The 12,332-nt window shown below is 40.8% G+C and carries 9 protein-coding genes; 7 read left to right on the top strand and 2 right to left on the bottom strand.

Translation table 11 applies throughout. The features are described 5' to 3' along the window. Nucleotides 1–32 precede the first annotated feature (32 nt). Complete coding sequence (locus AWN68_RS16355; protein WP_068418059.1) at nucleotides 33–1,118, bottom strand: aromatic ring-hydroxylating oxygenase subunit alpha; 1,086 nt, start codon at nucleotides 1,116–1,118, stop codon at nucleotides 33–35. A 72-nt stretch (nucleotides 1,119–1,190) separates the two neighbouring features. Between AWN68_RS16355 and AWN68_RS16360 the strand changes: the two genes are divergently transcribed. From AWN68_RS16360 to priA, 4 genes are all read left to right on the top strand, one after another. Beyond that, the gene (locus AWN68_RS16360) at nucleotides 1,191–2,495 is read left to right on the top strand and encodes an APC family permease (RefSeq protein ID WP_068418062.1); all 1,305 of its coding nucleotides are present in this window, start codon (nucleotides 1,191–1,193) and stop codon (nucleotides 2,493–2,495) included. Nucleotide 2,496: 1 nt separating this feature from the next. After that, the gene (locus tag AWN68_RS16365; protein WP_068418066.1) at nucleotides 2,497–3,372 is read left to right on the top strand and encodes a dimethylarginine dimethylaminohydrolase family protein; all 876 of its coding nucleotides are present in this window, start codon (nucleotides 2,497–2,499) and stop codon (nucleotides 3,370–3,372) included. Between the two features lie 134 nt (nucleotides 3,373–3,506). After that, complete coding sequence (locus tag AWN68_RS16370) at nucleotides 3,507–5,543, top strand: thioredoxin domain-containing protein (RefSeq protein ID WP_068418069.1); 2,037 nt, start codon at nucleotides 3,507–3,509, stop codon at nucleotides 5,541–5,543. Between the two features lie 66 nt (nucleotides 5,544–5,609). Next, nucleotides 5,610–8,120, top strand: coding sequence for a replication restart helicase PriA (priA, locus tag AWN68_RS16375; protein WP_068418072.1), 2,511 nt, complete (start codon nucleotides 5,610–5,612; stop codon nucleotides 8,118–8,120). Nucleotides 8,121–8,137: 17 nt separating this feature from the next. Here priA and AWN68_RS16380 read toward each other — a convergent pair whose 3' ends face one another. Next, on the bottom strand, nucleotides 8,138–9,535 hold the full coding sequence (locus tag AWN68_RS16380; protein WP_084362898.1) for a cation:proton antiporter domain-containing protein: 1,398 nt from the start codon (nucleotides 9,533–9,535) through the stop codon (nucleotides 8,138–8,140). A 207-nt stretch (nucleotides 9,536–9,742) separates the two neighbouring features. Between AWN68_RS16380 and AWN68_RS16385 the strand changes: the two genes are divergently transcribed. The 3 genes from AWN68_RS16385 to AWN68_RS16395 all read left to right on the top strand — a co-directional run bounded on the left by AWN68_RS16385 (nucleotide 9,743) and on the right by AWN68_RS16395 (nucleotide 12,325). Next, on the top strand, nucleotides 9,743–10,117 hold the full coding sequence (locus tag AWN68_RS16385) for a hypothetical protein (RefSeq protein ID WP_068418077.1): 375 nt from the start codon (nucleotides 9,743–9,745) through the stop codon (nucleotides 10,115–10,117). Between the two features lie 107 nt (nucleotides 10,118–10,224). Next, complete coding sequence (locus AWN68_RS16390) at nucleotides 10,225–10,713, top strand: hypothetical protein (RefSeq protein WP_068418080.1); 489 nt, start codon at nucleotides 10,225–10,227, stop codon at nucleotides 10,711–10,713. 142 nt (nucleotides 10,714–10,855) lie between these two features. Beyond that, the gene (locus AWN68_RS16395) at nucleotides 10,856–12,325 is read left to right on the top strand and encodes a potassium/proton antiporter (protein ID WP_068418082.1); all 1,470 of its coding nucleotides are present in this window, start codon (nucleotides 10,856–10,858) and stop codon (nucleotides 12,323–12,325) included. Nucleotides 12,326–12,332: the final 7 nt, after the last annotated feature.

The following is a 12,332-nucleotide window of genomic DNA, read 5'->3' on the forward strand; positions in this document are numbered from 1 at the left end:
TGAAAGAAGAGGGTTCTTTTGCTAAAGGAAATTTAATCTTCCAAAAACTTACACAATAGGCTGTGGAAATGATGGACTCCTTTTTCCATTTTAGGTGAATATCTTCCAGATTTATAAAATCTAGAATTGATTCCCATCTGAACACCTTCTACCACAAACTCATCTTCGCGTTCTACTTTATCCAATAAAGCACCTGCACCGCTGTCTATTTTACTTTCATCATACACATAGGTAATAAAGCTCACGCGAGTTCGGTTGACGGAAATTGGCTTGACCACATTGATGGAAAGCCCCCAAGGATAGAAATTGAACATCATATTAGGGAAGACCCAGAAATAATAAGCCGCCACATTCTTGCCGTGATCTATATGTCCTTCCGGTAGATCAAAAGTATCTTCGGCTGAACTCGCAAAGCCAACTTGAAGGTTCATGTGCTCATAAAGCACTGATTCATAAGAACCGTAGTCCAACACCGCATTCAAGTCACTATGTACGAATGGAATATGAAAACCTTCCAAGTAATTATCGCAATACAAAGACCAATGCGCATTCACCAAGTAATCTTGTGAACGCTGCGAATCATGCCTAAACTCATGCAAGGGCATAAAGCCAATACGTTCTAGCATTCCCTCCAAAACAGGTTCAAAGTTGAAACTGGGATCGAGCCCCATAAACAGCAAAGGCCCCAATTGCTTCAAAGGAAATTGATGCAGACTGTCAGAGGCGCAAGGAAAGTTTTCGGCTTCTTTAAATTCGGGCATGTGTTCAAAAGCGCCATCTAAGCCAAACCTTCGCCCATGGTATTTACAGACTAACTTTCGTTCCGAACCAGGGTGATGACATACGATATTCCCTCGGTGCGTACACACGTTAGTAAGGCAATGAATCTCTTCATCCTCGGTTCTGGTCAATAACACTGGCTCTGTTAGGTAGCCCTCTAATAGAGTGAATGGATAAACCTGCTTCGGTAACTTCACCAAAGACTCGTCTCCAATCCATTGCCAAGATTTTAAAAAAACCTTCTCCTTCAACGTTTCAAACACTTGAATATCACGATAAAAACTTGAGGGAAGTGTGTGCGCTTTTTCAATTTCTGGATGAATGGAGTAGTTAGGCATGTTCAGCTTTTATCAATATATTTCAAATGGAATACTTGCTAAAATAGGTATTCTAATTCGATTTTTTCAGCTATGAGCAACAGCAAAAACTCCAGTAAAAAATTAGGCGTTTGGACGACCACCGCACTCGTTGTGGGTGGAATGATTGGTTCGGGCATATTTTCTTTACCCGTTGCATTGGCACAATTTGGAGGCATCAGCCTTTTCGGATGGCTCTTCGCGGCCTTGGGTGCTTTTATTTTGGCTAAAATTTTGGGTCAGTTAAGTAAGGTAATTCCAGATACTGGCGGTCCTTATGCCTATAGCCGAGCGGGTTTTGGAGACTTCATTGGTTTCTTTGTAGGCTGGGGCTATTGGCTATCACTTTGGGCGACAAACGCTGCCATTGCCATCTCCTTCGTAAGCTATTTGAGTGTATTTATTCCAATCTTAAAAGACAATTCACTTCTCTCTTTAATTACCGCCCTAATCACTATTTGGCTACTGACAGCACTAAACAGTTATAGTGTTAAGGGAGGCGGAAAAACCCAATTGATAACAACGCTACTGAAAATTGTTCCCTTATTAGCGATTACTGTCGGAGGCTTTTTCTTTATTGACTGGAGCAACTTCAGCCCATTTAATGTGAGCGAAGTTTCATCTATTCAGGCCATCACCATTAGTACGGCCATATGCCTCTTCGCATTTCTGGGCATTGAAGCGGCCACCATTCCAGCAGGCAATATTAAGTCACCTGAAAAAACAATTCCGAAAGCCACCATGTATGGAACCATAGCAGTTTCCATTCTTTATATGGCCAGTTCTTTTGCTTTGTTTAGCGTGTTACCTCCAGCTGAAATGGCCAATACCGTTTCTCCTTTTTCAGATGCCGCCTCTAAAATGTGGGGAGCGAATGCGGAGTATATTGTAGCTGCAGGTGCTTGTATTTCAACTTTTGGAGCCTTGAATGGCTGGATTCTAATTTCTGGTCAAATGCCTATGGCAATGGCCAATGATGGTATTCTACCCAAACCCTTCGCCAAAATCAATAAAAATGAGTCGCCTTACTTTAGCATCATTGTATCAAGCGGAATTGTCACCATTTTATTATTACTCAATCAGACCAAGGGCTTGGCAGATGTTTATACTTATATGATATTGTTAAGCACAGTCGCCACGCTGGTATCTTATATCTTTAGCGTATCGGCATTCGGCTTATTTTCCATTGAAAGGAAATACGATTTCAAGCCAAAACTCACCAATTTCATTCTTACACTTGTAGGCTTTGGCTTTTCCATATGGATGATGTTTGGCTCGGGCCACGAAGCGGTTTCTGTTGGTTTTATTGGTCTTTTATTGGGAATTCCAGTCTATATTTGGAGTAAACGAAAAATCTAAAATGCATACCTCTCATTCGGAATACGGAACAATTAAATCCCTTTGGATTAAGCCTGTAACACATGGTTTTGTAGATCAGCAAATGATTGACAGCCAGTGGATAGAATTGAACTTTCTAGAATGCCCGATCTACCCAAAAGCACTTCAGGAATACGATAGTTTCAAAGCAAATTTCTATTTTCTTGGGCCGAACTTAAAGACTTTCAGTTCGAATGATTACGTGAAAATAGATTCCATATACTGTAGAGATGCTTCGATCGCCACTGACTACGGAATGATTCTCTGCAATATGGGTAAAGCCGGCAGAGTCAATGAGCCCATGTCGCATAGAGAAGCTTATGAGGCGGTTGGCATAAAGATTTTTGGGCAAATTGAAGGGCCTGGCACTTTGGAAGGCGGTGATGTGGCTTGGTTAGATGAAAAAACTTTGGCGGTTGGAAATACTTACCGCACCAACCCAGAAGGAATCAGACAACTCAAAGCACTTTTAGAACCCAAGGGGATTGAGGTGCTCACCGTAGATTTACCACATTACAAAGGCCCCTCCGATGTATTCCATCTTATGTCTATCCTTAGCCCTGTGGATAAAGATTTGGCGGTGATTTACTCTCCTTTAATGCCTATTTCCTTTAGAAATGAATTAATCAGAAGAGGTTTTGAGTTTATAGAAGTACCCGAAGACGAGTTTGACTCTATGGGATGTAATGTATTGGCCATTTCGCCCAGAAACTGCTTAATGGTGGATGGCAACTCTTCTACAGAAGAGCAATTGAAGGAAGCGGGTTGCAGGGTAACGACCTATCAAGGCGATGAAATAAGCTATAAAGGCGGTGGTGGCCCGACTTGCCTTACCAGGCCAATGATGAGGGAAATCTAAGCACTTTCATTTCGCCCAATCCAAAATCATTTTGAATAGAAGCCCTGAAAACTTTTTAGGCTCTAAATTCTATGCGATCTTCGTAAGCGGAACGGCTCAAGGCTCGTTCTTCCAACCTCAAAAACCGAATAACTATGCCTCATCAAGCGAATCGACTGATCAATTCTTCTTCCCCTTACCTTTTGCAGCATGCCTATAATCCTGTAGACTGGTTCCCTTGGGGGGAAGAAGCCTTGGAGAGAGCAAAGAAAGAAGACAAGCCGATTATCGTGAGTATTGGCTATTCGGCTTGCCATTGGTGCCATGTGATGGAAAGAGAAAGCTTTGAAAACGAGAAGATTGCGGAAATCATGAACGCGCATTTCGTTTGTATTAAAGTGGACAGAGAAGAGCGCCCCGATGTAGATCAAGTATATATGGATGCCGTGCATGCCATGGGTTTGCAAGGTGGTTGGCCACTGAACGCCATCCTCCTACCCGACCAACGCCCATTTTATGGAGGGACATATTTCCCCGCCCAAGGTTGGGCAAATTTGCTGCTTCAAATCGCAAAAGTATTTAAAAAGCAACGTACCGAATTAGAAAAATCAGCTGAAGGTTTTATGAATTCGCTCAGCGTGAGTGACATTCAAAAGTATGGTTTGAACTCTATCGGTGCTGATTTCAGTAAAGCGGATTTGAGCCAGATGTTCAATATCCTCAATCAGAATTTTGACAAGGAAAAGGGCGGCATGAACAAAGCTCCTAAATTCCCAATGCCCGTTATTTATTCCTTTTTGCTTCGTGAATTTGAAGCGAATAAAAACGAAGCCGCTTTAGCTCATGTTAAGCTTACGCTCAATAAAATGGCTTTTGGTGGCCTCTACGATCAAATTGGTGGCGGTTTTACCCGCTACTCTACCGATGCGGATTGGTTTGCACCCCATTTTGAAAAAATGCTTTACGACAATGGACAGCTTGTAAGCCTCTATTCAGAAGGCTTTCAGGCTACAAAAGATCCGCTTTATAAAGAAATCGTTTTTCAAACCATTGAATGGCTACAAAGGGAAATGACTACCGAAGAAGGTGGTTTTTACTCGGCTTTAGATGCCGACAGTGAAGGTGAAGAAGGGAAATTCTATTGTTGGACAGCTTCTGAATTTCGCGAGGTACTTGGCCCCGATGCCGAACTGATGTTTGCCTACTATAACCTCACTGAAAAGGGAAATTGGGAGCCTCAAAAGAACATTCCACACAGAAGCCTAACCGACTCGGAGTTCGCAAAGACTCATTACCTTTCATTAGAAGAGCTACAAGATTTGGTGAAAGCAGCTAACCTCAAATTGCTCAAGCAAAGAGAAAACAAGGTTCGCCCAGGTTTAGATGACAAAATACTTTCTGGCTGGAATGGGCTAATGCTCAAAGGTTTGGTAGATGCCTATGCAAGCTTTCAAGTACCAGAGTTTCTTCAAATGGCCATTAAAAATGCAGAGTTCATTTGCTCCAAAATGAAAAATGGGAAAGGCCTATTTCGAAATTACAAAGCAGGAAAAGCCAGTATTGATGCCTATTTGGAAGATTACGCAGCAGTAACTCAGGCTTTCAATGCACTCTATCAGGTCACCTTTGATGAGAAATGGCTCAACCAAGCTGTCCAATTGACAGAATATACGATTGAGCATTTCTATGATGAAGAAGAGCGCTTTTTCTTCTTCACTAATGATGAATCTGAAAAACTGATTGCCCGAAAGAAGGAGATTTTCGACAACGTCATTCCAGGGTCAAATTCATTGATGGCCCAAAATCTATATACTTTGGGTACGATTACCAGTAATCAAACCTATACCGACATGGCAATCGAAATGCTCGGTAGGGTGAAGAAAATGGTGATGGTAGAACCTCAATATTTAACCAACTGGGCCTGTTTGGCTACTCAAATGGTAACGCCCACGGCTGAAATCGTTATAGTGGGTGATGATATTCAAACACAGGCCTTTAGTTTCTTTGATCAATTTATGCCGAATAAGGTATTGGTTGGTGCAGAAAACGAAGGCAAGAGTAAACTAGAACTATTGACCAACCGAGGCAGACTAAATGATCAAACCACCTTTTACGTTTGCTTCAATAAAGCCTGCCAATTGCCGGTAAATTCAGCAAGTGAAGCAATAAATCTAATTCAGGATATAAAATAGTTTTGGCAGACGAGGATTATTTCTAACCTTGCCAAAGGTTCAAAACCAAGGTATTTCCTAAACGATTTGACGATAGAACAACTCAATATTGACGATGCAGATGAGCAGGTACTTTATGCCGATGTGGCTTTACCAGTCCCTGTGCCCATGCTTTACACTTATAGTATTCCAGCCGAATATCGTGGAAATATAAAGGAACGCACGAGGGTCATCGTTCAGTTCGGGAAAAAGCGAATCGTTACAGGAATTGTAGAAAAGGTACATGGAAATCGTCCAGAAATCTATGCTGCCAAACCCATATTAGAAGTATTGGATACCGAGCCCGTCATTACCCGCATGCAAATGGAGGTGATGAAATGGATGGCAAACTACTACATGTGCACCTTTGGTGAAGTCATTAATGCCGCTTTGCCTTCTGGCCTTAAATTGAGCAGTGAGTCCCGAATTCAATTGCATCCACACAACGATTGGAACGATAGTGAATATCCATTCGATGATCGAGAGCTGTTGATTCTAAAAGCACTTGAAAACAACGATTCGCTTACCTACAAAGAAGCTGCAGAGGCCATCGATCAAAAAAGCGCACTGAAGTTTATTAAATCCCTCATTCAGAAAGATGTCATCATTATTTATGAGGAAGTAAGGGAGAAGTATAAACCTAAAATAGTCAAGAAAATACGTCTGGCAGCAAGTTATGCAGCAGATGAAAAAACACTTCAATCACTTTTTGCAGAACTGGAGAAAAGACCAAAGCAAAGTGATATTCTGCTCAAGTACCTTCAAATGGTGCCTGTATATCAGAAGCCTGAACGAAATGAAGCCGGTATTCCTAAAAGCACTATTAACGAAACGGGACTCTCCGTTTCCTCACTAAACACCCTCATTAAGAACAAAATATTTGAGGAGTTCGAAGAAATTATTTCTCGTTTTGAAGAGAATACCGAGGTTTTTGAAGCTTCTCCCCTTTCCGAGATTCAAGAAAAAGCCAAGCAGGAAATTCTCGATATTTTTGAAGAGAAATCAACTGCCTTGCTCCATGGAATTACGGGCAGTGGAAAAACGGAAATCTACATTTCACTCATACAGGAGGCCTTGGACAATGGCTTGCAGGTGCTTTATCTGCTTCCAGAAATCGCCCTTACCGCACAAATTGTTAACCGGCTAAAAGTGGTTTTTGGTGATCGAATGGGCGTGTATCATTCTAAATTCTCTGACAATGAGCGTGTGGAAGTTTGGATGGGTTTATTGGATGGCCGTTTCGATTTCATCGTTGGTGTAAGAAGTGCTATTTTCTTACCCTTTGCTGATTTAGGTTTGATCATTGTGGACGAAGAGCATGAAAACTCTTACAAGCAATATGATCCAGCCCCTCGCTATCATGCCCGTGATGTCGCACTTTTCCTCGCCCATAAGCACGGAGGTAAAACCATTCTAGGTTCGGCCACTCCTTCCGTTGAATCCTTCTACAATGCCAAAATAGGCAAATATGGATTGGTGACCATCAATAGTCGATATGGTGACGCGCAATTACCTCAGATGGTTTTCGCTGACATTAGAACCGAAAAGAAACGTAAAACTGCCACTGGGAATTTCTCTTCCGTACTAATTGAAGCTTTGGGCGGAATACTGGAGAAGAAAGAGCAAGCCATTGTCTTTCAGAACCGCAGAGGCTATTCAAATTTCATTACTTGCGATGACTGCGGCTATACCCCAGAGTGTCCACGATGTGCAGTAAGTCTCACCTATCACCAGTACAAAAACCAGCTCAACTGTCATTACTGCGGACATAAAGAGCCTGTTCCTGTCACCTGCCCTGCTTGTGGTAGCCAACGCATTAGAACGGTAGGTTTTGGAACCGAAAAGATTGAGGAAGACCTTAAACTGATTTTTCCAGATGCCAAAATCCAGCGTATGGATTTAGAAACCACAAGGGCTAAATATGCCTATCAAAACATCATTAAAGATTTTGAGGATGGCAAAATAGACATTCTGGTAGGTACGCAAATGGTGAGCAAGGGCCTCGATTTTGATCGCGTAAGTTTAGTGAGTGTTTTCGACATCGATCGAATGATCCATTTCCCCGATTTCAGGTCCATGGAACGCACTTACCAATTGACTACCCAGGTAAGTGGACGTGCAGGAAGAAAGGATATTGCTGGTAAAGTGATTATTCAAACAGGCGACCCGGAACAGCCCATTCTAAAGCTGATTTCGCAACAGAATTACAACACTTTTTTCGACCTAGAAATGCAGGAAAGAGAAAAGTTTAACTACCCGCCTTTTTCTAGAATGATCAAGATTTTGGTAAGAAGTAAGGATAAAAAACTCTCTAAATATGCTGCTGAATTTTTAGGAAATATTCTGAAGGAAGACCTAGGTACATACCGCGTTTTAGGACCACACGAGCCCATTGTCAATAAAATAAGGGATAAGTACCTGATGGAGATTTATCTCAAAATTGAACGCAAATACAATATCAATTCGGTTAAGGAAAAGATTAAGGTAGCCTACTTAGAAGCCCTTCGAAAAAAGGACCTCACACAAGTAGAGTTTATCACCGATGTAGATCCCTATTAGGAACCCATATCACTTATTTATTCTCCTTCAAACTCTTCACTATTGTCTAATGAAGGATCTTTTGTTTCGGGCTTAATTTCATCTTTAGGCTCAACCTTTGGCTCTACTTTCTTTGGGACTATGGATGCATTAGCTTGAGTTCTGATAGGCTCGGCAGTTCTCAAATCCGGCTCCATACGCTCGATAAAATATGAGATCTTACGTGCTCCTTTAATGCCTTCCGGCAAAGTATCTGTGTTTTTACTGAAGCTAATCAAGCCCCAAGTCATAATGATACTCGTTGATAAAATGGTAATCAAAATGATATCTCCATTAAACAATTCCGATTGAAGTTCGACAGGAATTGAGAAGAACAATAACACCGTAATTAAACCTCTTGGGGTAATCATCAATTCCGGAAGAATAGACTTCTTCCAGAAAAAGGCCTTTAAAACAATGAAGCGAATCAAGAAGAATGAAGCGACAATCATTAAGCTAATACCCAACACTTCTAGATTGACCAATGCAGATAGGTTAATCGTAGTTCCAAATACCACAAAGAAGAATGTTCGCACTACAAATGCCGTTTCTCTAGTGACCAGGTGGAGCTCATCCAGAATCTTATCTATTACATCATGTTTGATCCACTTTTGCAGCTTCCCAACAAAAAATAGCTTGCTGTTATTAATTACCAAACCAAAGGTCAGGATAATTACCAAAGAAGAAAGGTGCATTTGCTTGCCTATGGCATAAATCAAAATCAACATGGCAATCAGTAAAAAGAGCTTTACTTCACCTTCGATCCTCTGAAACAACAATACCAAACCATAACTAAAAACGAATGAGATGACGATCGTGATAATGATGTTACCTATAATTCCGTAGACTACTTCCCCTGCTTGCTCAGTTTCTGCATTTCCTGTTAGAAAATAGAAAAACATAATGCCAAGAATATCAGAAAACGTACTCTCATAAATCATGAACTCCTTTTTGTCTTTCATTAAGCTGGTTACGCTCGGAATTACAATGGCACTACTTACAATAGACAATGGTATGGCGTACACCAATGAGATCAAAGGGTCCTCATGGTAAAATTGATTGATGATTAGCGCAATTAGAAAAGCACAGCCGCCCAATGAAATTAAGGCCACAGTAAAGGATTTCCATATGATGGGCCATTTCTCCTTACTCAACTCCAGGTCTAAAGCTGCTTCCAAAACAATCATTATAAGCCCTACAATCCCTAGCAGTTCTAGGGTACTAAAAATCAGCTTGTCTTGATTGATCCCATAGGCGTCAAGTCCAAACTTTATCCCAATACCCAAGATGATCAAAAGGATGACACTTGGGATATTTGTACGCTTAGAAAGTATATTGAACAAGTGTGAAAAAATGATCACACAAGACAGCGCTATAATCAGGTTGTATACATTCATGGTCTAATAATAGGGAAAAGAAAAATTCAGAGCTTAAAAATGCGGTTAATAATTGACTTCAACCTCATTTCTACGTTTATGGTTACAAATATATAAACAGATGAAAAGTTCCTGAATCGGATCTGTGTATTTGTCTCAATGCTTGGTTCAAAAAAATATTCATCTCCAAGAATTGAAAATAGCGAGTGATACTCTAATATTGCATCAATGAAGCACCTGTTCAAGTCCATCTTAATATCACTCACCTTATTGGTGTATGGGATTAGTGTAGATAGTTTGTTGCACAGGACTTTGGTTAAACACCAAGTTGAGTACACTCAAGCAGACAACGTTGAGGATGCCTTCACTCCTTCTTATTCTAGTTTATTTCATTTACCAGCCTTTAATGAGTTGGTTACTGAAACATCAACTAGTTTTCAGGAGTCAGAGACAAACTACCTCCCTCATTGGGCAGTCGTTAAAAACTCAGATTCTGATAACACAAAGCAAGCCCTTTGGCGGAAGGAACTGGTAAGAACCAGTCAAATCAATCTGAGCCTTACGGTGAAAGACATCATTTTCCCTTTCCATACCTTCTCGTAAGCATTCCATTTATCTCTTAGGCGAACGATCCGTTGGCCATGTATTTTTTGGTTTCAGAATTCATTATGGGGTTCTGTGGCCTCCAATATTATTTAATCTAAAAGAAAATGGAATTATCATCAACACTATTTGGTATAGCTGCCATGGCAGTATTTGTACTCCCTATTGTTTATTTACAAGGAATGCAGAAGAAAAAGGAAAAGAAATTATTCGCTGAATTTCTCCAGTTAACGCAAGAGAAAGGCTTAAAACTCACCCACAGTGAGGTATGGAATTATGTGTATTGTTTGGGTTTAGATGCTCAAACCAAGCAGCTCATTCATTTCAAAAAGAAAGGTGAAACACCTGAAATACTGCTGATCGACTTGAAGCCATTCAAAAAATGCGCGGTCAATAAAGTGGGTAGAACGGTGAAAACAAATGATGGCCCTGTTACGATAATTGAGCGTTTACACCTGACTTTAACACCTTCAAACGCACAGAGTAAAGCTCAAAACATAGAGTTTTACAATGCGGATGAAAGCAGTTCGGTGACTACTGAGTTGCCTTTACTTGCCAAATGGGAAAAACAAATTACTGAGGCCCTTCAAGCATAAATCATCATAAAACATAGAAGGTCTTGCAAACTGTGGTTTGCAAGACCTTCATTTTTAAAATGAATTCAATAGTATTTGTTGAAAACAGCCTCCAAAAGTTATCTTTGCATCTTTTAGGCTTGTCCATTCTAAACTAACCTACTTGAGTTTAACCATAGAAAACATCATGTTGATTGGTTCGCTATTGCTGTTCATCAGTATTATAGCGGGTAAAACCTCATACCGTTTTGGAGTGCCAACCTTGGTATTGTTCTTGGCCATTGGAATGTTGGCTGGCTCTGATGGTATTGGAGGCATCTATTTCGACAACCCTTCGGTAGCACAGTTCATCGGAGTAGTTTCGCTTAACTTCATTCTTTTTTCCGGAGGGCTCGACACCAACTGGTCATCTATCAAGCCTGTATTATGGGAAGGAATTTCCCTCTCAACTCTTGGCGTTTTGCTCACAGCGGTAACCATGGGCACCTTTGTTTGGGCCATTACTGACTTCACCATCTATGAAGGCCTGCTACTTGGCGCCATTGTATCTTCCACAGATGCAGCAGCCGTTTTCTCTATTTTAAGAGGTAAAAACTTAGCCCTTAGGAATAATCTAAGACCTACCCTAGAGCTCGAAAGTGGAAGTAATGATCCTATGGCTTATGTATTGACCATTGCTTTTCTCGCCATGGTCATCAACCCAGATCAAAGTCTAGTCTCCATTATCCCATTGTTTTTAAAGCAGATGATTATTGGTGGAATCGCTGGATTGCTTTTCGGAATGGCCAGTAAGTATGTCATCAACAAAATCAAACTCGGATTTGAAGGACTCTATCCTGTTTTGGTGATTTCGTTGATGTTTATCACTTTCTCTGGCACTGATGCACTTGGTGGAAATGGCTTTTTGGCCGTTTATTTATGTGCTGTTTACCTCGGTAATCAAGACTTGATCCATAAGAAAACCATCTTAAAAATGTTTGATGGTTTGGCTTGGCTTATGCAAATTGTACTCTTCCTTACCCTAGGGCTTTTGGTTTATCCAACAGAAATCCTTCCCATTTTAGGCATAGGTTTATTGATTTCACTTTTCCAGATTTTTGTCGCCCGACCACTCAGCGTATTTCTAAGCCTAACGCCCTTCAAAATGAAAATGAGAAGGCGGTTCTATATCTCATGGGTAGGCTTAAGAGGTGCCGTGCCCATTGTTTTTGCTACTTATCCTTTAATTGCAGGAATCGAAAAGGCCAGTATGATTTTCAATATTGTGTTCTTTATTTCGCTTTCTTCGGTGCTTATTCAAGGCACTACGTTATCCGTAATAGCCAAATGGCTGAATGTATCTTTGCCAGAAGACTCTAAACCTAAATCGCCATTGGATGACCTCCTTTCAGAAACGGCCAAGGCCATTATGGTAGAAATCAAAATGCCAGCAAATGGTGTAGCGGTAAACAAAAAGATAGTTGACCTCAACTTCCCAAAAACAGCGCTGATCGCAATGATTAATCGCGATAACAAATTCATTACTCCTAGTGGGGCCACTGAAGTTTTAGCAGAAGACACTTTAGTCGTGCTTTCTGACACACAAGATGGCATCAACGAAGTCTATGAGTGCTTACAGGTTGAAAAGCCCTAGTATATCA

The sequence above is a fragment of the Roseivirga echinicomitans genome, from assembly GCF_001592935.1.
GTDB classification, from domain to species: domain Bacteria; phylum Bacteroidota; class Bacteroidia; order Cytophagales; family Cyclobacteriaceae; genus Roseivirga; species Roseivirga echinicomitans.